This window comes from Streptomyces sp. CBMA291, assembly GCF_014596525.1.
In the GTDB taxonomy this organism is placed as follows: domain Bacteria; phylum Actinomycetota; class Actinomycetes; order Streptomycetales; family Streptomycetaceae; genus Streptomyces.
The window spans coordinates 24,598-47,604 of the sequence record NZ_MSJP01000111.1; the positions used below are offsets into that span (position 1 = coordinate 24,598).

17 protein-coding genes are annotated in these 23,007 nt (G+C 73.7%); 14 read left to right on the plus strand and 3 right to left on the minus strand.

What is annotated here, in order from left to right; genetic code table 11:
* Nucleotides 1-51 precede the first annotated feature (51 nt).
* The 13 genes from fbaA (at nt 52) to BU197_RS27675 (ending at nt 18,076) form a co-directional block, all read left to right on the plus strand.
* The gene (gene fbaA, locus BU197_RS27615) at nt 52-1,074 is read left to right on the plus strand and encodes a class II fructose-bisphosphate aldolase (RefSeq protein WP_188271040.1); all 1,023 of its coding nucleotides are present in this window, start codon (nt 52-54) and stop codon (nt 1,072-1,074) included.
* 104 nt (nt 1,075-1,178) lie between these two features.
* Nucleotides 1,179-2,339 carry a MalY/PatB family protein gene (locus tag BU197_RS27620; RefSeq protein WP_188271041.1) on the plus strand — a complete coding sequence of 387 codons (1,161 nt, stop codon included), beginning with the start codon at nt 1,179-1,181 and terminating at the stop codon, nt 2,337-2,339.
* A gap of 473 nt (nt 2,340-2,812) precedes the next feature.
* On the plus strand, nt 2,813-4,276 hold the full coding sequence (locus BU197_RS27625) for an MFS transporter (protein WP_188271042.1): 1,464 nt from the start codon (nt 2,813-2,815) through the stop codon (nt 4,274-4,276).
* 189 nt (nt 4,277-4,465) lie between these two features.
* The gene (locus BU197_RS27630; protein WP_188271043.1) at nt 4,466-4,879 is read left to right on the plus strand and encodes a DUF3151 domain-containing protein; all 414 of its coding nucleotides are present in this window, start codon (nt 4,466-4,468) and stop codon (nt 4,877-4,879) included.
* 192 nt (nt 4,880-5,071) lie between these two features.
* The gene (locus BU197_RS27635; RefSeq protein WP_317452322.1) at nt 5,072-5,956 is read left to right on the plus strand and encodes a DUF3152 domain-containing protein; all 885 of its coding nucleotides are present in this window, start codon (nt 5,072-5,074) and stop codon (nt 5,954-5,956) included.
* A gap of 215 nt (nt 5,957-6,171) precedes the next feature.
* A complete protein-coding gene (locus BU197_RS27640; protein WP_188271122.1) occupies nt 6,172-7,020 on the plus strand; it encodes a tryptophan 2,3-dioxygenase family protein in 849 nt (282 codons plus the stop codon).
* Entirely contained in the window at nt 7,013-8,287 is a 1,275-nt protein-coding gene (gene kynU / locus BU197_RS27645; protein WP_188271044.1) for a kynureninase, read from the plus strand. Before BU197_RS27640 ends, kynU begins: the two co-directional genes overlap by 8 nt.
* A 101-nt stretch (nt 8,288-8,388) precedes the next feature.
* Nucleotides 8,389-9,258 (plus strand): alpha/beta hydrolase, encoded by an 870-nt coding sequence (locus BU197_RS27650; RefSeq protein WP_188271045.1) that lies wholly within the window; start codon nt 8,389-8,391, stop codon nt 9,256-9,258.
* A gap of 142 nt (nt 9,259-9,400) precedes the next feature.
* Nucleotides 9,401-10,723: a sensor histidine kinase gene (locus BU197_RS27655; RefSeq protein WP_188271046.1), complete on the plus strand. Its 1,323-nt coding sequence runs from the start codon at nt 9,401-9,403 to the stop codon at nt 10,721-10,723.
* Nucleotides 10,720-11,379, plus strand: a complete 660-nt coding sequence (locus BU197_RS27660; RefSeq protein ID WP_188271047.1) for a response regulator — start codon at nt 10,720-10,722, stop codon at nt 11,377-11,379. Before BU197_RS27655 ends, BU197_RS27660 begins: the two co-directional genes overlap by 4 nt.
* Before the next feature lie 142 nt (nt 11,380-11,521).
* Complete coding sequence (locus BU197_RS27665; RefSeq protein WP_188271048.1) at nt 11,522-12,742, plus strand: cytochrome P450; 1,221 nt, start codon at nt 11,522-11,524, stop codon at nt 12,740-12,742.
* A 120-nt stretch (nt 12,743-12,862) separates the two neighbouring features.
* On the plus strand, nt 12,863-13,234 hold the full coding sequence (locus BU197_RS27670) for an effector-associated constant component EACC1 (protein WP_188271049.1): 372 nt from the start codon (nt 12,863-12,865) through the stop codon (nt 13,232-13,234).
* 3 nt (nt 13,235-13,237) lie between these two features.
* Complete coding sequence (locus BU197_RS27675; RefSeq protein WP_188271050.1) at nt 13,238-18,076, plus strand: caspase, EACC1-associated type; 4,839 nt, start codon at nt 13,238-13,240, stop codon at nt 18,074-18,076.
* Nucleotides 18,077-18,707: 631 nt separating this feature from the next.
* Here BU197_RS27675 and BU197_RS27680 read toward each other — a convergent pair.
* Together BU197_RS27680 and BU197_RS27685 are read right to left on the minus strand one after the other, a co-directional pair.
* Complete coding sequence (locus BU197_RS27680) at nt 18,708-20,330, minus strand: ABC transporter permease (RefSeq protein ID WP_188271051.1); 1,623 nt, start codon at nt 20,328-20,330, stop codon at nt 18,708-18,710.
* Nucleotides 20,327-21,226: an ABC transporter ATP-binding protein gene (locus tag BU197_RS27685; protein WP_188271052.1), complete on the minus strand. Its 900-nt coding sequence runs from the start codon at nt 21,224-21,226 to the stop codon at nt 20,327-20,329. The genes BU197_RS27680 and BU197_RS27685 overlap by 4 nt, the downstream gene beginning before the upstream one ends.
* Nucleotides 21,227-21,565: 339 nt before the next feature.
* Between BU197_RS27685 and BU197_RS27690 the strand changes: the two genes are divergently transcribed.
* The gene (locus tag BU197_RS27690; RefSeq protein WP_223183924.1) at nt 21,566-21,994 is read left to right on the plus strand and encodes a GbsR/MarR family transcriptional regulator; all 429 of its coding nucleotides are present in this window, start codon (nt 21,566-21,568) and stop codon (nt 21,992-21,994) included.
* A gap of 76 nt (nt 21,995-22,070) precedes the next feature.
* Here BU197_RS27690 and BU197_RS27695 read toward each other — a convergent pair whose 3' ends face one another.
* Nucleotides 22,071-22,874, minus strand: a complete 804-nt coding sequence (locus BU197_RS27695) for a diacylglycerol kinase (protein ID WP_317452321.1) — start codon at nt 22,872-22,874, stop codon at nt 22,071-22,073.
* Nucleotides 22,875-23,007 lie beyond the last annotated feature (133 nt).

The following is a 23,007-nucleotide window of genomic DNA, read 5'->3' on the forward strand; positions in this document are numbered from 1 at the left end:
AGGTCAGGGACAGCAGTAGCACACACCCCGCACATCACAAGGAGCGGACGAATGCCCATCGCAACCCCCGAGGTCTACAACGAGATGCTCGACCGGGCGAAGGCAGGCAAGTTCGCCTACCCGGCCATCAACGTGACCTCGTCCCAGACCCTGCACGCCGCCCTCCGTGGCTTCGCGGAGGCCGAGAGCGACGGCATCATCCAGATCTCGACCGGTGGAGCCGAGTTCCTGGGCGGCCAGTACAACAAGGACATGGTCACGGGCGCCGTCGCCCTGGCCGAGTTCGCGCACATCGTCGCCGCGAAGTACGACATCACGGTCGCGCTGCACACCGACCACTGCCCGAAGGACAAGCTGGACGGCTACGTGCGTCCGCTGCTCGACGTCTCCGCCGAGCGCGTGGCCCGTGGCGAGAACCCGCTGTTCCAGTCGCACATGTGGGACGGCTCCGCCGAGACCCTCGCGGACAACCTGGCCATCGGCCAGGAGCTGCTCGCGAAGGCCGCCGCCGCCAAGATCATCCTTGAGGTCGAGATCACCCCGACCGGCGGCGAGGAGGACGGCGTCAGCCACGAGATCAACGACGAGCTGTACACCACCGTCGACGACGCCATCCGCACCGCCGAGGCCCTCGGCCTGGGCGAGAAGGGCCGCTACCTGCTGGCCGCGTCCTTCGGCAACGTCCACGGCGTCTACAAGCCGGGCAACGTCGTGCTCCGCCCCGAGCTGCTCAAGGACCTCCAGGCGGGCGTCGGGGCCAAGTACGGCAAGGCCGACCCGTTCGACTTCGTCTTCCACGGCGGCTCGGGCTCCACGGCCGAGGAGATCGCCACCGCCCTTGAGAACGGCGTCGTGAAGATGAACCTCGACACCGACACCCAGTACGCCTTCACCCGTCCGGTCGTGGACCACGTGTTCCGCAACTACGACGGCGTCCTGAAGGTCGACGGCGAGGTCGGCACCAAGTCGACCTACGACCCGCGCACCTGGGGCAAGCTGGCCGAGGCCGGCATGGCCGCCCGTGTGACCGAGGCGTGCGCCGCGCTGCGCTCGACCGGCACCAAGCTGAAGTAATCACCAAGCAGACAGGGCGCGGTGAGCGTCTGAGCGAAGGGCCCGGCACCGAGAGGCGCCGGGCCCTTCGTGTGCCGACAGGCGCGTCGACAGGGAGGGACGGCATGTACGACTTCGACCGGAAAGTGGACCGGCACGGGACCTGGTCGGTCCAATGGGACGGGATCGAGGACCGCTTCGGCGTCTCCGACCTGCTCCCCTTCACCATCTCCGACATGGACTTCGCCTCGCCGCCGGAGGTCCTCGCGGCCCTGCGCGAGCGGATCGACCACGGGGTCTTCGGCTACACGGACTGGCGGCTCGGCGCGTTCCGGGAGGCGATACGCCACTGGTACGCGAGCCGCCACGACACCGCAATCGACGTCGACGCCCTGGTCTACGCGCCCTCCGTGCTCAACCAGCTCTCCCAGCTGCTCCGGATGTGGACCGGGCCCGGCGACGGCGTGGTCGTGCACACCCCCACGTACGACGGCTTCCGCAAGGCGGTCACCGGGCTCGGGCGCGAGCTGCGGGGCGTCCCGGTCGGTGACATGGCGGCCCTGGAACGGGAGCTGGCCCGGCCGGACAGCCGGATGCTGCTGCTCTGCTCCCCGCACAACCCGACCGGCCGGGTGTGGACCGAGGAGGAACTGACCGCGTTCGCCCGGCTGGCCGAGCGGCACGGGGTGGCCGTCGTCAGCGACGAGATACACGCCGACCTGACCGCCGAGGGCCACCGGCACATCCCCTGGGCCAGGATCGCCGAGCCCGGTCGGGGCCGCCGCTGGGCCCTGATCACCTCGGGCACCAAGGCCTTCAACTTCCCCGCGCTCTCCGGCTCGTACGGGCTCCTCGGCGACCCCGACGAGCGCACCGCCTTCGTCCGGCGGATGGAGACCGGGGAGGGCCTCGCCTCGCCCGCCGTCCTCTCGCTGACCGCGCACATCGCCGCGTACCGGCAGGGCGCCCCCTGGCTCGACGCCCTGCGCGGCTATGTCGCAGGGACGATGGAATCGCTCGGGGAGCGGCTGGCCGAGGGACTGCCCGGGGTCGTCTGGGAGCCGCCGCAGGCCGGATACCTGGCCTGGATCGACCTCCGGCCCCTCGGCATCGACGAAGCCAGGCTCCAGGAGGAACTGGTGGCCGTGGAGAAGGTCGCGATCATGCCGGGCGGGGTCTACGGCACCCCCGGCTTCGTCCGCCTGAACGTGGGCTGCCCCCGAGAGAAGGCGGAACGTGGCGCGGACGCCCTGATCAGGGCGGCGAACAGACTGAGGACCGGTTGAGGGCTTGGGGTGAGGGGAGGCCGGGGGCCGGGTGAGGGCTTGGGACACGGGGAGGCCGGAGACCGGCTGAGGGCCTGGGGCGAGAGCAGGCTGCGGGCCGGTTGAGGGCTTGGGGCGCGGGTGAGGCTGCGGGCCTGGGGTGCAGGGGAGGCCGGGGGCCGTCGGAGGGGCGCTCGGGACCTCCGTGGCCATCGCGCCCGACGGCACCGTGGTGGCGGGTTCCCACGCCCTCTAGGAACCGGACGGGTTCGTCTACCGGCCGGGCGAGACCAAGGTCGTACGACAGTGCGAATTCCCCGACACCCCGACTCCCCGACCGCAGCGGGCAACGTCGCGTACAAGGTCGCCTACGCGGGCGACGCCACGCACGTGGGCGCTGCCCCCTCGCGGGGCCCGCACCGACACCGGCACCGGCACCGCCCCGTTCGCCGATTCGGCGGGCGGGGCGGTGCCGTTCGCGGGACCATGCCGTCATGGGCGATCGGGACGTACGGATGGCGTCGAAGGCCGGGCGGTGGATCGTCTTCACCACCGTCCTCGGCTCGGGGATGGCCCTGCTCGACTCCACCGTCGTCAACGTGGCCCTGCCGCACATCGGCGCCGATCTGGGCGCCGACCTCGCCGTCCTCCAGTGGACCGTCAACGCCTACATGCTGACCCTGGCCGGGCTCATCCTCCTCGGCGGCTCCCTCGGCGACCGCTACGGACGGCGCCGGGTCTTCGTGATCGGCGTGGTGTGGTTCGCGCTGGCCTCGCTGCTGTGCGGGCTCGCCCCGAACGCCGGGGTCCTGATCGCCGCCCGCGCCCTCCAAGGAGTCGGCGGGGCGCTGCTCACCCCCGGCTCGCTCGCGCTGATCCAGGCGAGCTTCCACGAGGACGACCGGGCCAGGGCGGTCGGCCTGTGGTCCGGCTTCGGGGGCGTGGGGGCGGCCATCGGGCCCTTCGTCGGCGGCTGGCTGGTCGACGGACCCGGCTGGCGCTGGGTTTTCCTCCTCAACGTGCCGCTCGCCGCCCTCTGCGTCCCGGTCGCCCTGCGGCACGTACCGGAATCGCGGGGCGGGCGCGGGACCGGCGCGGAGGGCCGGTTCGACGTGCTCGGCGCGGTCCTCGGCGCGGCGGCCCTCGCCCTGGTGACCTACGCCCTGATCGGCGCCGCCTGGTGGGCGGGGGCCGCCGGAGTGCTGGTCGGCGCCGGGTTCGTCGCGGTGGAGCGGCGGCGCGGCGAGGCGGCGATGGCTCCGCCGTCGATCTTCGCCTCGCGCATGTTCACGGCGGTCAACCTGGTCACGCTCTGTGTGTACGCGGCGTTCGGCGGGTTCTTCTTCCTCGCGGCGCTCCAGCTCCAGGTGGTCTCGGGCTACTCGGCGCTCGCGGCGGGCACCGCCCTGCTCCCGACGACCGTCCTCATGCTGCTCCTCTCGGCCCGCTCGGGGGAGCTGGGGGAGCGGATCGGGCCCCGCATCCCGCTCACGGTGGGGCCGCTGCTCTGCGCGGCGGGGATGCTCCTGATGCTGCGGGTCGGCGAGCACGCCGCGTACCTCACGGACGTGCTGCCCGCGCTCCTGGTGCTGGGGCTCGGCATGACGACCCTGGTGGCGCCGCTGACCGCGACGGTCCTGGCCTCGGTGGACGTCTCCCGGGCGGGGCTCGCGAGCGGCATCAACAACGCGGCGGCACGGGCGGCGGGCCTGATCGCGGTGGCCGCGCTGCCGCTGCTGGCCGGGATGGGCCCGGAGGCGTACCGCTCGGCGGCGGAGTTCGGGGCGACCTTCCGGCGGGCGATGCCGATGTGCGCGGGGATCCTCGTCCTCGGCGCGGTCCTGGCCTGGACGACGATGCGGACCCCGCCCCGGGCCGACTGCCACCCGGACTGCAAGGTGCACTGCGGGGTGACGTCCCCGCCCCTGGACCCGGGGGAGCGGGACGCGACGACATGAGGGGGCGGGGCCTCACGGTGGGCGCGCCCGCTTCCGAGGGGCCCGCGCTCCGGTGCGTACGGGCCCGGTGCTCCGGCGCGCACAGTCCCCGCCTCCCCGCGCGTACGTCCCCGCCTCCCCGCGCGTACAGTCCCAGCCTTCCCGGCCACCGCGCCCCACCCCCCTCGGCCACTGAGGCAGACTGGCCCCATGGCCATCCACGAGAACCTGCTGGGGGGACCGGCCCCCACCCACCTGCCCGACGATCCGGGTCCGCGCGAGCTGCTCGCGAGCGGCGCCGCTCCGGCGGACGTCGCAGCGAAGTACCCGACCTCCTCGCTCGCCTGGGCCCGGCTCGCGGACGACGCGTACGAGCGCGGCGCGGTCGTCGAGTCGTACGCCTACGCCCGTACGGGCTACCACCGCGGCCTCGACGCGCTGCGCCGCAACGGCTGGAAGGGCCACGGCCCGGTGCCGTGGGAGCACGAGCCGAACCGGGGCTTCCTGCGCGCCCTGCACGCGCTCGCCCGCGCCGCGGGGGAGATCGGCGAGAAGGAGGAGCACGAGCGCTGCTCGACCTTCCTGCGGGACTCCTCGGAGACCGCAGCCGAGACCCTCGGCTGACTCCGCACCGCCCCTGACGTGCACCGGTTCCCCCTGTTTCGAGGGACGGGGGGAACCGGACAGACTCTCCGCGCCTTTCGAGGCTGTTCGACACGGCCGGTACGATCCCCGGGACCGCAGGACCGAACACGCCGGTACCGAGGCACTCTTCCTCTTCCCCCCCACGCCGGCCGACGCAGGGGAGAAGTTGCCGTGGCCAAGCGCGCCGTACCCGCAGGACGAGGCCGAACGGCCGGCGGTCGTGGCGGCGGCAGACGCTGGAGCCCCACGCGCCGCGGTCGTCTCCTGGCGACCACGCTGGCCCTGACCACCGTGGTCCTGAGCGTGGGAACCGCCGTCTCCCACTGCGCGGGCCCGGCGGAGGACGCCAAGGCCGCGCACGCCCCGCCGCAGGGGCCGGTTCCCCCGGAGCCCGCGACCACCACGACGAAGCCGGCACCGAAGCCGGAGCGGACGGCGAACCCGACGGCGAAGGCGACCACGAAGCCGCCGACCACCCCGCCCGTCGTGCCCCGGTCCGGCTCCGGGACGTTCACCACCGCGCGCGCGTCCGGCGCGCCCGTCGGCCACAGCGGGTCGCTGCGCCGCTACGAGGTGCAGGTGGAGGAGGGCGTCGATCTCGACGCACGGGAGACGGCGGCCGAGATCCAGCGCATCCTGGACCATCCGCGCAGCTGGGCCGCGCACGGCAAGGGCCGGTTCCAACTGGTCTCGGAGGACGCCGACTTCGTCGTACGGATAGCCACCCCGGACACGGCGGACAAGCTCTGCGGGGAGCAGGGACTCGACACCCAGGGCGAGCTGAACTGCGAGACCACCGACGGGGTGGTGGTGAACCTGAAGCGCTGGATGCTCGGCTCGCCCACCTTCGCGGGCACGGCCGCCGAGTACCGGCATCTGATCGTCAACCACGAGGTCGGGCACGAGATAGGCATCCGTCGCCACCTGGGCTGCCCGGGTCCGGGCAGACCCGCGCCCGCGATGATGCAGCAGATCAAGGGACTGGACGGCTGCCGCTCCAACGCCTTCCCGTACGCGGAGGACGGGAGCTACATCTCAGGGCCGATCGTGTCATGATGCGCTTGGGACGGTGTGCGATGGAGCACACGTTCCGAGGGGACCGGGGCTCCCGTGCCGCGGCGACGAAGGCGAAGAGCGCGAACGACGCGAACAGCGTGCCTCACGCGAACGGCGTGGACCACGCGAGCGGCGAGAACGACGCGAACCGGCACAGTCGACGCGGGCACGGTGGAGCGGACCGCTACCCGGTCGTATGTATCGAGGAGACAGAGATGTCCACCTTCCCCGATGCCGGAGCCGGTTCGGTCGCAGACGACCCGAACCTCGACTTCGCCGGCACCACGCCGTACGAGGACTACGTCCAGGCCGATGTCCTCACCCACCTCCAGCACCTCCGCTCGGACGACCCCGGCGAGATGGTCTTCCTGGTCACCACCCAGGTCATGGAGCTGTGGTTCACGGTCATCGTGCACGAATGGGAGACCGCGGGCCGCGCCCTGCGCGAGGACCGCGTGTCCGTCGCGCAGGACGCCCTCAAGCGCTCGGTGCGCGAGCTGGAGGCCCTGAACCACTCCTGGCGCCCGCTCTCCCAGCTCACCCCCGGCCAGTTCAACGCCTACCGTGGCGCGCTCGGCGAGGGCTCCGGCTTCCAGTCCGCGATGTACCGGCGGATGGAGTTCCTCCTGGGCGAGAAGTCCTCGTCCATGCTCGTCCCGCACCGGGGCGCGCCCCGCGTCCACGCCGAGCTGGAGAAGGCACTGCACCAGCCCAGCCTGTACGACGAGGTCCTCGGCCTCCTCGCCCGGCGCGGTCTGCCCGTACCGGCCGAGGTCCTCGCCCGTGACCTCGCGCGGCGATACGAGCCGTCCGCCGGGGTCGAGGAGGTCTGGGCGGCGATATACGCGGACCCCGAGGGCAACGAGGAGCTGATCCGGCTCGGCGAGGCCCTGAGCGACGTCGCCGAACTGGTCTGGCGATGGCGCAACGACCATCTGGTGGCGACCCGGCGCGCGATGGGCGCGAAGACCGGCACCGGCGGTTCGGCGGGGGTGGCCTGGCTGGAGAAGCGGGCCCAGAAGAACGTGTTCCCCGAGCTGTGGACGGCGCGCAGCCATGTCTGACCCGCTGAGGGACCGAGCCCTCGAACTCGACGCCGCCGACGTCCTCGCCAAGCACCGCGAGCGTTTCGTCCTCGACGAGGACACCGTCTACCTGGACGGCAACTCGCTGGGCGCGCTGCCCGCGCACGTACCGGCGCGGATGGCCGACGTCCTCACCCGCGAGTGGGGCGAGCTGCGCATCCGCTCCTGGGGCGAGTCCGGCTGGTGGACCGCGCCGGAGCGGGTCGGCGACCGGATCGCACCGATCGTGGGCGCCGCCGCCGGGCAGCTCGTGGTGGGCGACTCGACCAGCGTGAACGTCTTCAAGGCGGTCGTCGCCGCCGCCCGGCTCGCCGGGGAGGGACGGGACGAGATCCTCGTCGACGCGACGACCTTTCCCACGGACGGGTACATCGCCCGGTCGGCCGCCCGGCTGACCGGACACCGGATCGTGCCGGTCGAACCGGGCCGGATGCCCGAGGCGGCCGGTCCCCGGACCGCCGCCGCGCTCGTCAACCACGTCGACTACCGCTCCGGCAGGCTCCACGACCTGCCGGGGATCACCGCCGCCCTGCACGGGGCGGGCGCGCTCGCCGTCTGGGACCTCTGCCACAGCGCGGGCGCCCTGCCCGTCGGGCTCGACGCCCACGAGGTGGACCTGGCGGTCGGCTGCACGTACAAGTACCTGAACGGCGGGCCGGGCGCGCCCGCCTTCCTGTACGTCGCCGAGCGGCACCAGGCCGCCTTCGACTCGCCGCTGCCCGGCTGGAACTCGCATGCCGACCCGTTCGCCATGACTCCCGGGTACGAGGCGGCGGCGGGCGCGGTACGGGGCCGGGTGGGGACGCCCGACATCCTCTCCCTGCTCGCCCTCGAATCGGCGCTCGACGTCTGGGACGGGGTGGCGATCGAGGACGTACGGGCCAAGTCCCTCGCCCTGACCGACTTCTTCCTGGAGTGCGTCCGGGCGTACGTGCCGGAGGGCCGGGTCGTCCCGGTGACGCCGGAGGCGCACGGGGAGCGGGGCAGCCAGACCGCGCTGGCCTGCGCGGACGCGCCCGCAGTGATGGCGGAGCTGATCCGGCGCGGGGTGGTGGGCGATCTGCGCCGCCCGGACGTGCTGCGGTTCGGCTTCACTCCGCTGTACGTCGGCTTCGCGGACGCGGAGCGGGCGGCGCGGGTGCTCGCGGAGGTCGTGGCGGGTGCGGGGGCCGGGGAGACCGTGGCCGGCCGGGACTCCGCGGCGGGCGTGGAGTCCGGGGAGGTCGTGGCGGACCTCGGCCACTGAGCCGTACGGTCCGCCGGTCCTTCGATCTGCGGGGGCGGGGTACTGGTACCGTCCCCGCAGGTCAGGCCAAGTCGGCCCCGTACCGGAGAGGTTGGAACAGCATGCCGGACCCCGCCGCCCGCGGTGCCGCCGAAGAGGCGTCCGTCCTGTCGCACCCGGCCGTCGCCCCGGACGCCTCCGCGCCCTACGGCGACCACCCGGACCAGGTGATCGACTTCTACGCCCCCCGGGACGGGCGGACCTCGGCGCCGCTCGTCGTCGCCCTGCACGGCGGTGCCTGGCGGGCGCGGTTCGACCGAGGGCATCTGACGCCGTTCGTGGACTTCCTGGCCCGCCGGGGCTTCGCGGTGGCCAGCGTCGAGTACCGGCGCGGCGGCGGCATCCCCCGGCAGGGCGGTACGGCTCCGGCCGCCGGGCGCTGGCCGGAGACCTTCGACGACGTGGCCGCCGCGCTCGACGCCCTGCCGGAACTGGCCGCCGCGCATCTGCCGCAGGCGGACCCGGACCGGATGGTGCTCACCGGGCACTCGGCAGGCGGGCAGCTCGCCCTGTGGGCCGCCGCCCGGCACGTCCTGCCGGCCGGTTCCCCGTGGCGGCTGCCCGGACCGGCGCCGCTGCGCGGGGTGGTGGCCCTCGCCCCCATCGCCCACTTCGGCCGGGCCGTCGAACTCGGCGTGTGCGGCGACGCGGTCACCGAACTGCTCGGCGGCCCCGACGCCCCCGCCGGACGGGCGGCGGCCACCGACCCCTCGGTCCTGCTGCCGACGGGGATCGCGACCACGGTCGTCCAGGGCAGGGACGACGTCGACGTGCCCCTCGCGGTCGCCGAGGCGTTCGCGGAGGCGGCGGAACGAGCGGGCGAGACGGTCGGCCTGACCCTCCTGGAAGACGTCGGCCACTTCCCCCTGATCGACCCGGCGGCCGACGCGTGCGCGGTGGTGGCGGAGGAGATCGCCCAACTGGCCTGGTGAGGACGGCGGATTACGGGGCGGGGACTGTTTCGGCAGGTCAGGACTGTGCCGGGCCCCTAGGGGAGGGGGCCCGTAGTACTCAGGGGGGACCCTTGAGGATCCGTATCCAGCGGGACGACCCGGCTTCCGGCGCCCCCGTACGGTGGTTCGCGTGACCCAGACACGGAGCCCCGAGACCAGCCGCAGCCCCGAGATCCGCCTCGTGCAGGCGGCCCTCGGCGGGCTGCGCCAGGAACTCTTCCACGACGTCCTCGCCTACCGGCCGCTGCCGCGCATGGACACCGGCACCGGACCCGCGCGGTTCCTCCCGAAGCGGATACGGGAGTACGCCGGGCTGGTCCCGCACGCGTTCGTCGTGCTCTGCGCGGTGTTCGTCTTCGCGGTCGGCTACGAGCGGATCTACTACTCCTTCGGCCTGCCGTCGTTCGTGGTGGTCGGCGTCCCGGCGGCGCTCGTGCTGCTCACCCTGGTCCGCCCGGTCCTCGCCTTCTGGGCCTCGCTGGGCTCGTCCGTCTTCGTCGGCTACCTCGGCGGCTTCGTCTCCGGCTGGCCCTGGTCGCCGAACACCTTCGCCGCCCATCTGGTCATCCTCGGGGTGGTCGCCGCCCGCACCCGGCCGCGTACCGCCGTCTGGATGTGGATCCTGACGGCCTGCCACGGGGTCTTCTTCGAGCTGTTCCTCGGCATGGGCAGCACCTCCGACACCGTCCCCGTGATCTTCGGCTCGGCGCTCGTCCTGCTCACCGTCACCGTCTTCCAGGTGCGCAGGCAGGCCGACCGGGAGGTCATCGCGGAGCGGACCGTGACCGCCGAGGAGCGCTCCAAGCGGACCCTCCTGGAGGAGCGCACCACCATCGCCCGCGAGCTGCACGACGTCGTCGCCCACCACATGTCGGTGGTCGCGATCCAGGCGGAGGCCGCGCCCTACCGGGTCGACAACCCGCCGCCGGAGCTGGAGCAGGCCTTCCGCACGATCCGGGAGAACGCCGTCGCCGCGCTCACCGAACTGCGCCGCATCCTCGGCGTCGTCCGTGCCGAGGACTACGAGGCCCCCGAGGCCCCACAGCCGACCCTCACCGATCTGGAGGCGCTCGTGGCCAATGTGCGCGAGGCCGGGCTCGTCGTCGACAAGACGGTCACCGGCGCCATACGGGAGCTGCCGCAGGGCGTGGAACTGTCCGCGTACCGGATCGTCCAGGAGGCCCTGTCGAACGTGCTGCGGCACGCGCCGGGCGCGGCGGCGAAGGTCGAGGTGAGCTATGTCCTCGGCGGCCTCGGCCTGCGGGTGGCCAACGGCCCGGCCAGGGGCCTGGTGAAGCCCTCGCCGGGCGCGGGGCACGGCATCACCGGCATGCGGGAACGTGTCACGATGCTGGGCGGGGAGATGACGGCCGAGGCCACCGGGGACGGCGGCTACGAGGTGACGGCCTTCGTGCCCGTGAGCCGTGAGGAGGCCGACCGTTGATCCGGGTACTGATCGTCGACGACCAGGTGATGATCCGTGAGGGCTTCTCCGTGCTGCTCGGCGCCATGCCGGACATCTCGGTCGTCGGAGAGGCGGTCAACGGCCGCGAGGCCATCGAGCAGGTCGCCGTGCTCCGCCCCGACGTGGTCCTGATGGACATCCGGATGCCCGAACTGAACGGCATCGACGCCACCCGGGAGATCGTCGCCGCCGACGCGGACGCGAAGGTGCTGGTCCTGACCACCTTCGACCTGGACGAATACGTCTACCAGGCCCTGCGCGCGGGCGCCTCGGGCTTCCTCCTCAAGGACGCCTCGGCCCGCCAGCTCGCCGACGGCGTCCGGGTGGTCGCGGCAGGCGAGGCCCTCCTGGCCCCGACCGTGACGAAACGCCTGATCACCGAGTTCGCGAAGACCCCGACAGGCCACCGCGCCCCGGCCCAGGCCCGGATCGGCGAACTGACCGAACGGGAGACGGAGGTCCTGGTCCTGATCGCCCAGGGCCTGTCGAACGCGGAGATCGCCGACCACCTCGTCGTGGCCGAGTCCACCATCAAGACCCACGTCAGCCGCATCCTGGTCAAACTGGCCCTCCGCGACCGCACCCAGGCAGCGGTCTTCGCGTATGAGGCGGGGTTGGTGCGGGCCGGGGGGTAGGGGGGTAGGGGGGTAGGTGGGCCGGAAGACCGGACGGCCCGACGGCCCGACGGCCGGATGGCCCGACGGCCGGACGACCGGATCCGTCCGACACCCCGTCAAGCCCCCGCCCCCGAGCCTCCCCTCCCAGTAGCGTCCGCTCATGGACGCGCGTGAAGAAGCCGGTACGGGTGATGTCTCCCGGGTGTACGACCCCTGGTCGAGTGGGTTCGTGGCCGATCCCTATCCCTCCTACGCCGAGTTGCGGGCGGCAGGGCGGGTGCACTGGTTCGGGGCGAGTCGGCAGTGGCTGGTGCCGGGGCACGCGGATGTGTCGGCGCTGCTCAGGGACCGGCGGCTCGGGCGGACGTATACGCATCGGTTCGGGCACGAGGAGTTCGGGCGGACGCCGCCGCCCGCCGCGTACGAGCCGTTCCACACGCTCAACGACCACGGGCTGCTCGATCTGGAGGGGGCGGACCACGAGCGGATCCGGCGGCTGGTGTCGAAGGCGTTCACGCCGAGGACCGTGGAGAACCTGGCCCCGACGATCCGGCGGCTCGCCGCCGGGCTGGTCGGGCGGCTGGTCGCGGAGGGCGGCGGCGACCTTCAGGGCATGGTGGCGGAGCCGCTGCCGGTGGCCGTGATCGCCGAGATGCTCGGCGTCCCCGAGGACGACGAGGAGCGCGGGCGGCTGCGCCCCTGGTCGGCGGCGATCTGCGGGATGTACGAGCTGAACCCCTCGGAGAGCACGGCCCGGCAGGCGGTGCAGGCGGCGGTGGAGTTCTCCTTCTACCTGCGGGACCTGATCGCCCGGCGGCGCCGGGAACCGGGCGACGACCTGCTGTCGTCCCTGATCGCGGTGGAGGACCTGACCGAGCAGGAAGTGGTCTCCACCTGCGTCCTCCTCCTGAACGCGGGCCACGAGGCCACCGTCAACGCCACCGTCAACGGCTGGTGGACGCTCTTCCGGGAGGACGTACGGCCCGATCCCCAGAAGTTGTCCACAGCTGTGGATGAACTTCTGCGCTACGACACCCCGCTTCAGATGTTCGAGCGGTGGGTCCTCGACGACATCGACCTCGGCGGCACCGTGATCCCCCGCGGCTCCGAGGTCGCCCTGCTCTTCGGCTCCGCCAACCGGGACCCGGCCCGGTTCGGCCCCACCGCCGACCGGCTCGACCTGACACGGTCCGACAATCCGCACATCTCCTTCGGCGCGGGCATCCACTACTGCCTCGGCGCCCCGCTCGCCCGTCTGGAACTCACCGTGGTCTTCGCCGAGCTGCTGCGGCAGGCCCCCGGGCTGCGCCTCGTCGCGGAGCCGGTCCGCCGCCCCGGCTATGTCATCAGGGGATTCGAGGAACTGCTGGTGGAGGTCTGAGCCCCACCCGGGCGGGGGCCCCGCCCGGGCGGCCCCGTCCGGCCCCTCCCGAACCGGTACTTCCGCCCGACTCGGCTGATATTCTGCGGCGCTTGACGGATTGTCATCTCGGGAGGGCACGTGCAGATCACGCTTCGTCTGGTGGACACGGACGTGGACGAGCTGGAGGAGCTGGAGGAATGGCTCCGCTCGGAGCGCGAGCTGCGGCACGTGCAGATCAGCCGTGAGTACGAGCCCACCGCCCCCGGCGAGATGGGCGTGCTCGCGGACTGTCTCCAGTTCGTCGTCGACGCGGGTCTGATCGGCGTCCTCGCCCAGTCCCTCGTCGACTACTGGCGCTCGCGGGGCGCGAACCGCGACGAGGACGAGAAGCCCGCGCTCCGCATCGAGCGCACCGACGCCCCCGACGGCACCCGGACGGTCGTCGTCGAAGCCCGAGACCTGGACGCCGCCGAGGCCGTCCTCCGTGAACTCCCGCGCACCTTCGAGTAGCCGATGGAGGAGAAGCCGCCCTCCCCGGGCAGATCGCGGGCCGTCCTCATCGCCTCCGGTCTCTTCGCCGACCAGGGGTTCGCCGATCTCGACTCGGTCGCCCGTACGGCGGCCGAGGTGGAGAAGCGGCTGACCGAGCCCGCCGTATGGGGCATCGACCAGGGCAACTCCCGGGTCATCGAGGCCCACGGCTGGACCTCGGCGAGCCTCCTCAACTACGTCGCGAGGGAGTCGCGGGACGCCGTCGACTGCTTCGTCCTCTACTTCGCGGGCCATGGCGTCAAGGACAAGAAGACCGGGAAGCTGCTGCTCCCGCTGCACGGCTCCACCCCCGGCATAGCGGGTTCCATGCTGGAGTTCGGCGAGCTGTTGCGGGAGGTCGGCAAGGGCCCCGCCAAGATGAAGATCGTCCTGGTCGACTGCTGCCACGCGGGACTCGCCCTGGGCGAGCTGCCGTTCGAGCAGCATGTCGCGGACGGGGCGCCCGAGGGCTGCTACGTCATCGCCGCCTGCGAGGCCAACCGCGCCGCCAAGGCACCCGTGGGCGAGGAGTTCACCGCCTTCGGCAAGGCACTGATCGGCGCCCTCCGCCGGGGCGGCCCCCCTGACCAGGAGTTCTGGAGTCCGCAGCGGCTCTTCGAGGAGATCGCGGCCCGGATGACCGGAGAGGGCCACTTCGCGCCGGTCTCCAACGCCGCCCGGGTCGGCGACCGCCCCTGGCTGAAGAACCTGGCCCACCGGCCCGTCTTCGCACCCGCCGCTCTGCCCGGACCCGCGTCGGGGGAGAGCGGCGGGCGGTCCGCCCCGGTGCCCACCGGCATCCGCCATCTGGGCCCCGACCCGGTGCCGCTGCCCGACCCCTTCGTCGGCAGGGACGGGCTCCTCGTCAAGGCGCGCAGGATGGTCGGGATCGGCGAGGTCCTTTCGGTGACCGGGCGCGAGCAGGTGGGGAAGTCCACGCTGATCGCCGCCCTGGTGACGGAGAAGGAACTGTCCGGGCGGCTTCCGCTGGCACCCGTGGTGCTGGAGATCGAGCCCAACTCGGCGGCCGAGAGCCCGCTGCTCGAAGCCATCGCGCGGGCCCTGCACCAGACCCTCGACGACAGCGAACTCTCCGCGACCCTCACCCCCCGCACGGACAGCCTGCTCGGCCTCGTCCTGCCCCGGCAGGTCAAGGGCCGCAGCCTGGTCCTCGTCATCAAGGGGTCCCGGGTCGACTTCGAGCGGCCCGAACTCGCGGCGGAACTGGACGAACTGCTCGCCCAGGACGTCTTCAGGCGGGCCGCGATCATCGTGGAGACCACCGACCCCTTCACGGGCGACAGACGCCCCGGGAAGTGGCTCGGCGTGGATCCGCTGGACGAGTCCGGCGCCCGGGACCTCCTCCGCGCCAGGCTCGCCGAGCACAAGCTCTTCGCCGACCTGGAAGCACTGGAGATGGTGGGCTATGTCGACGCGGCGCACCGGCCCGGGATCATCGACCTCGCCGTCCGGCTCGTCGCGCGGCAGCAGCAGTGGAGCAGCTTCGAGAACTTTCTCGCGGACATCGACACCGGCTCCGATGCGGCGCGGGAAGTGACCGCCAAGGCGGTCGACGACGCCCTGGTGGAGGCCGCGTCGCCGGTCATCCACCTCGCGCTCGAACGGACCTGGTCGACGGTGGGGACGGCGGAACAGAGCCGGGGGGAGGCGCTGCTCGCGGTCTGGGGCATCGTCGACGAACTCCCCGTGCCCGTCACCGTCCTCCAGGACCTCGGGCTGCCGATGCCGGTCCTCAAGGCGCTCTTCGAGGAGAACATCCTCGTCCCCGCGAGTCCGCCGGCCGACGCGGGCCCTGCGGACCGGAGGAAGTATCTCCAGGTCAGCCCGGTGAGCCGGGAGGCGCTTCGGGCGGAGCTGCTGCGCGTCGTGCGGACGGCGGGCGACGCGGCCCTGCGGGACCTCGACCGGGGGCTGACCGACGCGGCCAGACTCCTCGGCTCCGCCGTGCTCCCGGACGGCCGGGGGGACGGGCGCGGGGACGGCGGGACGGACGGGGCGCCGGAGGCCCTGTCGGCGGGCGCGTCGGACGGGGTGCCGCCCGCCGTCGAGGTGCTGCTCAGGGCGACGGGCTGGCTGGACCTGTACGTGCCCGACGCGCTGGTGGGCCTGCGCCGTCAGCTCGGTCTGTACGCCAACAGCCAGCGCACGGAAGCGCTCATGCTCTCGGTGGCGCAGACGATCGACACCGCCGCCCTCGCCGAACTCCCGCCGCCCCGGGAGGCCGACCGGGGCCCCGCCACCACCCGGGAAACCCCGGAGGCACCGGACGCACCGGAGACCTCGGAGACCTCGGAGACCTCGGACGGCCCGGAAACCCCGGACGCACCGGAGGCCGCAGGGGCCCCTGAGGCCCCCGTCACCCCGGCATCCCACGAGGACACCCCCGTCCACACCTGGGCCTGGACCGGTGAGTTGTACACGGCGGCCGGGCGGCTCAACGTCGCCTCCCGGGTCCCCGCGCGGGAGCCGAACGCGGGCACGGTGTTCCTCGCCGTCTTCGAGCACGCCGTCTCCCTTCTTGAGGGTTCCGTGGGAGAGGCGCCCTGGCAGGTGCTGCGCGCGGTCGACCAGTGCGCCTTCCGGGGCGCGCGGCGGCTGCGGGTCCTGCCCGGTGTCGTCCGGGCCAGGGTGCGGCTCGTGGAGCGGCTCGCGGCGCACTACGGCGGGCCGGTGGACGGTGTCCGGCTCAATCATCTGATCTGGTCGGTCTCCTGGTCCCTGAACACGGTCGCCGCCCAGCTCGCCGCCCAGGACCGGACGGGCGCGGGTGCCACGCTCCGGCTGGCCGAGCAGCTGATCGAGGCGCTGCCGCCCGCGCCCGACGACCGGGCCCGGCAGACCAGGAACTGGCTCGACTACCGCCTCGCGCGGGTGCGGCACCTCTGCGCGCCGACGGCGGAGGCGCGGCGCGCGGCGCTGTCGCGGGCGTACGGGCTGGCGCGGGAGAACACCCTGCTCGCCGTCGGCACGCCGGAACGTCTCCAGCAGTGGACGCGCCACCTTCTGGTCGGCATGTACGGGTACGCGCAGGAGACCGGGGAGGACCGGGAGCGGCTTGAGCTGGCCCGGGACGCCCTGACGGTCCTTGAGGAGGTCTGGGGCCCCCGGTCGGAGTGGGAGGTGCTGCTGCTCACGGAGGTCGCCGGGTTCCTGCGCCGGGTGCACGCCCGGCACGCCGACTCGGAGCTTCAGTACGAGGGGGCCAGGGAGGTCCTGGCGCTGCTGCGGGCCGAGGAGCAGCCGGCCGGGGGCGGTCCGGAGACGCTGACCGCGATGAGCGCGGACCATCTGACGGAACTCGCGGCGGCGTACGGCTTCCTGGCGTACGTGCAGCGGGAGCGGAACGAGCAGCCGGCGGCCCGGCAGAGCCTGCGGCACGGCGTCCAGATCGCGCAGCGGGCGGCGCACGGGCTGCCTTCGGCGTACGCGTACCGGACGTGGCTGCGGCTGCTGCGCACCACACAGGCCTGGTTCGGTGCCGGGCGTGGGCAGGCGCTGCTCTCGGAGCACGCGAAGGCGGTCGAGGAGATCCGGGGCTGGCTGGCGAGCGGGCAGGAGGTCCGGTACGGCAACCGGACGATGGCGCAGCTCGACCTGTGGTGTCTGGACAGCGACTGGCAGAAGGAGGGCAGCCTGCCGGTCGCGGTGAAGACGCAGGCCGTGCGCGGCGGCTGGGACACCGGCCGGAACCCGAACCAGGTGCGGGCGGACAAGGTCCACCGGGACCGGTGGGCGGCGCTCCAGTGGCACGAACGGCTCTACGGCCCGACGTGGGCGCTGTACGAGGCGCGGTTCGGGATCAAGCGGGAGTACCAGCGCTGGAGCGCGATCTACGCGAAGCGTCCGAAGGAGGTCGACCACCGTCCGGTGTGGGAGCTGCTGGACGGGGCGGCGGAGCAGTTCCCCGGGAACCTGGGCGTGATGCGGGCCCGTGCCTTCTACCACCGGTACATCTGGGAGTACGAGAAGGCCGCGCGGCTGCATGCCGAGACGGCGCGGCAGGAGACGGACGGGGACCGGTTCCGGCAGGGTCTGGTGGACGCGGCGGAATGCCTGCTCAGCCATGCGCTGTACGCCGAGGGGCTGACGGAGGGGGAGCGCGGCGAGGCGCTCGTCGAGGCCTCGGAGCGGCTGGAGGAGGTCGCGGGGCTGCACTCGCAGACCGACCGGGTGGCGCTGCTGACCGCGCGGGTCGCCCTGGAGCTGGGCCGTCCGGTGGACTGGAGCCTGGCGGACGCCAAGTACGCCGACATGATCGGTGACGACTTCGTCCGCAGCGCGGGTCCCTATCTCGACGAGCGGGGGGACCGGCCCGCTCCGGAGCAGGGCGCGGGGGGTGAGGACGAGGCCCGGGAGTGGGAGAAGGCGATGGACCCCGGGCAGGCGTTCGCCCTCGACGACCTGATGGAGAACCACTTCGCCGACGCCGATGTCCTGAAGTCGGTGGGGAGCCTGTATCTGCGCAGGTCGGTGCTGGGCGCGGAGCGGGACCGGGCGGACGCGCTGGACAGCGCGTGGCGGGCGTACCGCTGCTTCGACGGGAGCCGGGTGATGGAGGAGTCGGCCGGTACGGAGAAGGTCGACACGTCGTTTCTGCGGGGGCAGACCATCACGTGGGCGGCGGAACTGGCGTCGGCGGAGCCGTTCGCGGGGAAGCCGAGGCCGCACCGGGGCTGGCTCCACGAGGCGGAGCGCTGCCTCCAGTCGGCCCGGGACCGCAGCGCGGGCGGCTTCCACGAGGTGATCTGCGCATGGGAACGCCGCCTGAGGGACGCACGGGCGGAACTGCGGGGGCGGTAGCCGGGGAGGCTCCGAGACGGGTCCGGACGCCGACGCCGCCTGGGGCCTCGGGCCCCGGGCTTTGGGCTTTGGCCCCTGGGCCTCGGCCCGGCCCCGGGCCCTGGCCCTGGCCTCGGCCCCCGGGCCTGGCTCCCGGCCCCGGCTCCTGGCCTCGGCCCCCGGGCCCGGCTCCCGGCCTCGGCCCCCGGGCTTTGGGCTTCGCCCCGGGCCCAGGGCCTCGGGCTTTGGGCCCTGGGCCTCGGCCCCGCCCCGGCCCCCGGCTTCGCCCAGGGCTTCGGGCTTCAGGCCTCGCCTCGGGCCACGGGCTTTGGCCCCTGGGCCTTGGCGGCCCCGGCCCCGGCTGGACATCCGGCCCTGATGGGCCTGCGGTCCGGCAGTGCCCTGGCCCCGGTGGGTCTCCGGCCCCGGTGGGCCTGCGGCCCGGCAGGCCCCGGCCCCGATGGGCCTCAGGCCCCGGCAGACCCCCGGCCCGCAGACCCCAGGCCCCGGCGGACCTACGGTCCGGCAGGGCCCCGGCCCCGATGGGCCTTCGGCCCGCAGACCCCAGGCCCCCGCAGACCCCAGGCCCCCGCAGACCCCCGGCCCGCCCCCCCCAGACCGTCGGCCCCCACCCCACCCCACCCCCCACCCCTCAGCCGGTCAGGTCCCGGTGGCGGAGGCCCGTCAGGCCTGCTGCTGTCAGTGCGGCGGCGAGGGCGGTGAGGGTGAGGACCGGGGGCCAGTTCATGTCCTGGCCGGGGAGCTTCGGGAGATGGCCGTACGGGGAGAGGTCGAGGACGGTCTGCGGGAGGCCGAGGGCGGGGCCGACCCAGCCCAGGGCCAGGCAGATTCCGGCGGCGCCCCAGGCGGCTCGGGCGGTGCGCGGGGAGGCGCCCCAGAGGAGGACGGCGAGCCCCGCGAGGGTCCACACGGCGGGCAGCTGGACGAGCGCGGCGCCGAGCAGGGGGCCGGGGTCGTGCCCGTACGACAGGGTGAGGCCGAGGCCGCCGAGGGCGAGGATCAGGGCGGAGCCGCCGAAGGCGATGACGAGGTGTCCGGCGGCCCAGCGGAGCCGTCCGAGGGGATGGGCGAGGAGGGGTTCGGCCCGTCCCGAGGTCTCCTCGCCGTGCGCGCGCAGCACCGAGCCGACCGCGAAGAGGGCCGCGACCATCCCGAGGAGGGAGACGAGGGTGGCGAGGAAGGCGCTGGTCAGGGCGGTCTGGCCGCCCATGCGGGCGAAGATCTCGCGGGTGCGGGCGTTGCCGCCGACCAGCTCCGCCGCGCCTTCGGCCATGCCGCCGAAGACGAGCCCGGCGAGCAGGAAGCCGAGGGACCAGCCGAGGAGCGAGCCGCGCTGGAGCCGCAGCGCGAGCGCGCCGGCCGAGCCGAGCCGCCCGTCGGCGGGGCCCGGCCGGGTGGGGAGGAAGCTCGCGCCGAGGTCGCGCCGGGCGGTCAGCGCGTACGCGGCGCAGGTCTGGAGGAGGACGGCGGCGAGCGGCAGGAGCAGCACCCACCAGCGTTCCCCGGCGTAGGGGCGGACGTGTCCGGCCCAGCCGAGGGGGGAGAGCCAGGTGAGGACGGAGGAGCCGTCGGGGGTACGGGCGTCGCCCGCCGCGCGCAGGGCGAAGGCGAGGCCGAGGGCGGCGCCGGTGAGGCCCTTGGCGAGCCGGGCGCTCTCGGTGAGCTGGGCGGCGAGGGCGGCGGTGGTGGCGAGGACCATGCCGGTGGCGCCGGTCGCGAGGCCGAGGGCGAGGGCTCCGGCGAGGCCCTGCCGGGCGAGGCTCGCGGTGATGAGGAGCGCGATGGCGCCGTTGACGGCGAGGGCGGTGAGGAGGGCTGCGGTGAGCGGGGCGCGGCGGCCGACGGCCCCGGCGGAGAGCATCTCCTGACGTCCGGTCTCCTCCTCCTCGCGGGTGTGCCGGATGACGGTGAGGAGGCTCGCGAGGGCGGCGAGGACGGCGGCGAAGACGCCGAACCGCCAGGCGACGAGCCCGCCGAGGGAGTCGTCGAGGACGGGCCCGTAGAAGGCGCGCAGCGAACCGTTGGCGTTCATGGCGGCGGCGGCCGAGGCGCGGTCGGCGGCGGTGGGGTAGACGTCGGCGAGGGCGCCGGGTCCGACGGCGACGAGCCCGCCGGTGACGAAGACCCACAGGGGGAGGCCGAGCCGCCCTCGGCGCAGGGCGAGCCAGGTGAGGGTGCCGGTGCCGGTGAGGGCTCCGGTGCGGCTGGGGGTGCGGCCGGGGGGCCGGGAGCTTCGGGGGAGGACGGTGCTCATCGCTCGGCCTCGCCTTCGGGCGCGTAGTGGCGGAGGAACAGTTCCTCCAGGGTCGGCGGGGCGCTGGTGAGGCTCCGGACGCCGGAGGCGGTGAGGGCGCGCAGGACGGCGTCGAGCCGGTGGGTGTCGGTCTGGAGGTGGACCCGGTGGCCGGTGACGCGCAGGTCGTGGACGCCGGGGAGGCTGTCGAGGCCCTGCGGCGGGCCGTCGAGTTCGGCGGTGACGGTGGTGCGGGTGAGGTGGCGGAGTTCGGCGAGCGAGCCGGATTCCACGGTGCGGCCCTTGCGGACGATGCTGACCCGGTCGCAGAGGGCTTCGACCTCGCTGAGCAGATGGCTGGAGAGGAGGACGGTCCGGCCCTGGTCGCGGGCTTCCCTGACGCAGTCGCGGAAGACCTCCTCCATCAGCGGGTCGAGGCCGCTGGTGGGTTCGTCGAGGACGAGGAGTTCGGCGTCGGAGGCGAAGGCGGCGACGAGGGCGACCTTCTGCCGGTTGCCCTTGGAGTAGGCGCGGCCCTTCTTGGTGGGGTCGAGTTCGAAGCGGGCGACGAGGGCGGCGCGGCGGGCCGGGTCGAGCCCGCCTCTGAGCCGTCCGAAGAGGTCGATGACCTCGCCGCCGGAGAGGTTGCGCCAGAGGGTGACGTCGCCGGGGACGTACGCGATCCGGCGGTGCAGGGCCACGGCGTCCCGCCAGGGGTCCGCGCCGAGGAGCCGGGCGGTGCCGGAGTCGGGGCGCAGGAGTCCGAGGAGGACGCGGATGGCGGTGGACTTCCCGGCGCCGTTGGGGCCGAGGAAGCCGTGGACCTCGCCGGTGGGGACGGTGAGGTCGAGGCCGTCGAGCGCGTGGGTGCGCCCGAAGGACTTGTGCAGTCCGGCGACGCTGATTGCCTTCGTCATGTTTCGGAACGTACGCTACTTTCACAAAGTTGTGAAGTTAAGGAAGCGTATAAAGTCTGTGTCGAGGACCGGACGAGGGAGACGATGACCGGCATGAGCACCAGGGAAGCCGAGGAGACGGCCGGGGACACGGGGCCGAGCGCCGCCGGAGCCGGTACGGACGCGGGCGTGGGCGTGGACGTGGGTACGGAGCCGGGCTCGGGCGTGGACGTGGGTACGGAGCCGGACTCGGGTGCGGGCGCAGGCGCGGGCGGCGGTGCGGAGCCGGGTGCGGGCGGCGGTGCGGGTGCCGTCGACGACGAGGCCGTCTCCCGTTTCGTCGAGCGTTTCGCCGCCGAGCTGACCGAGGCGGGCATGCAGCGCATGGCCGCACGGGTCTTCGCCGCGCTCCTCGCCTCCGAGACGGCGTCGATGACCTCGGCGGAGCTGGCCGAGCGGCTGCGGATCAGCCCCGCTGCCGTCTCCGGCGCGATCCGCTATCTCAGCCAGGTGAGCATGGTCAGCCGCGAGCGCGACCCCGGCACCCGGCGCGACCGGTACGTCCTCCACAACGAACTCTGGTACGAGACCTTCACCCGCCGCGACCAGGTCCTGACCCGCTGGGAGAAGGTCCTGCGCGAGGGCGCGGCGACCCTGGGCCCCGGGACGGCGGCGGGGGCGCGGACCGCCGAGACGGCCGAGTTCTTCGCCTTCCTCCAGCACGAGATGCTGTCGGTCATGGACCGCTGGGCGGCCCACAAGAAGACGAGGAACGCGCCCACCCCGTAGGCCCCACCCGTAGGCCGTTTCCCGTAAGCCACTCCGCAAGGAAACGACCTACGGGAAGTGACCTACGAGAAACGGCCTACGGCGCCGCCCCCGGCAAGGTCAGCCCCCACGCCCCCGCCCCCACCGTCCAGGTGCGGCGGCGGACCGGGCCCTTCACCCGGCCGTCGGCGCGGTAGCGGAAGTCCGGCCCGGTGACCGTGAGGACCTGGGCGGTCACCTGCGAGGGCGGGGCGGCCATCGGGTGCAGGGTCACCTCGGCGGCGCCGCCCGTCGTGCGGACCGTGAGCCCTTCCATCGGGGTGCCGGTGTCGGCGAGCCGTACCCCGTCCGCCTCCACCCGCAGCCGGTGGGTGCGGACCGCGAGGGCCGTCGGGGCGGGTCTGACCAGGGTGCGGACCAGGGTCCGGCAGGTGTCCCAGACCGAGGGCGCGCCCGGGGCGGCCACGGGCGCGGCGGGGACGAGCAGCTCGCCGAGGACGATCCCGCCGGCGTCGTCCGCGAGCAGGTCGAGCCGCCGTACGGAGCCGTCAAGGACCGCCCGCGCGGCGGCGGGCGTGGCCCGGGGCACGCCGAGCGCGTGGGCGACCGCGAGCCCGTCGGGAGCGCCGATGGGAATGAGCGAGAGAGCCGCTCCCGCGGGCTCCCGCTCGCGGTGCAGCAGCGTCACCGCGCGCAGCAGCGACCGGTCGTCGCCGAGCACCACGGGACGCCGGGAACCGCGCCTGGCCAGGGCCCGGGAGAACTCCTCCGGGCCGTCCGGCAGGCAGATCTTCGCCTCGGCGCCGGCGCACAGCACATCCTTCGCGATCCGCACGGACTCGCCGTCCGATCGCCGGGCGACCGGGTCGACGATGACCAGCAGCTGGTCGTGATCCGACACCTCGGTCCTTCCTCGGGTAGCATCTTTGTGCAAGAGCCCCTTGCGCTATTGCGCCAGGGGCTTCGTCTATTCCGGGGCACACCGGTGAGGCGGGCCTCGGCCCCTGACCTTGGACATGCCCCACCCGGAAGGG

Bases quoted from the DNA above. Each gene is read 5' to 3' on its own strand.
- BU197_RS27640 (WP_188271122.1), top strand. From the start codon at position 6,172: ATGTCCACCTTCCCCGATGCCGGAGCCGGTTCGGTCGCAGACGACCCG.
- BU197_RS27675 (WP_188271050.1), top strand. From the start codon at position 13,238: ATGGAGGAGAAGCCGCCCTCCCCGGGCAGATCGCGGGCCGTCCTCATC.
- BU197_RS27650 (WP_188271045.1), top strand. From the start codon at position 8,389: ATGCCGGACCCCGCCGCCCGCGGTGCCGCCGAAGAGGCGTCCGTCCTG.
- BU197_RS27665 (WP_188271048.1), top strand. From the start codon at position 11,522: ATGGACGCGCGTGAAGAAGCCGGTACGGGTGATGTCTCCCGGGTGTAC.
- BU197_RS27680 (WP_188271051.1), bottom strand. From the start codon at position 20,330: ATGAGCACCGTCCTCCCCCGAAGCTCCCGGCCCCCCGGCCGCACCCCC.
- fbaA (WP_188271040.1), top strand. From the start codon at position 52: ATGCCCATCGCAACCCCCGAGGTCTACAACGAGATGCTCGACCGGGCG.
- kynU (WP_188271044.1), top strand. From the start codon at position 7,013: ATGTCTGACCCGCTGAGGGACCGAGCCCTCGAACTCGACGCCGCCGAC.
- BU197_RS27630 (WP_188271043.1), top strand. From the start codon at position 4,466: ATGGCCATCCACGAGAACCTGCTGGGGGGACCGGCCCCCACCCACCTG.
- BU197_RS27620 (WP_188271041.1), top strand. From the start codon at position 1,179: ATGTACGACTTCGACCGGAAAGTGGACCGGCACGGGACCTGGTCGGTC.
- BU197_RS27685 (WP_188271052.1), bottom strand. From the start codon at position 21,226: ATGACGAAGGCAATCAGCGTCGCCGGACTGCACAAGTCCTTCGGGCGC.
- BU197_RS27625 (WP_188271042.1), top strand. From the start codon at position 2,813: ATGGGCGATCGGGACGTACGGATGGCGTCGAAGGCCGGGCGGTGGATC.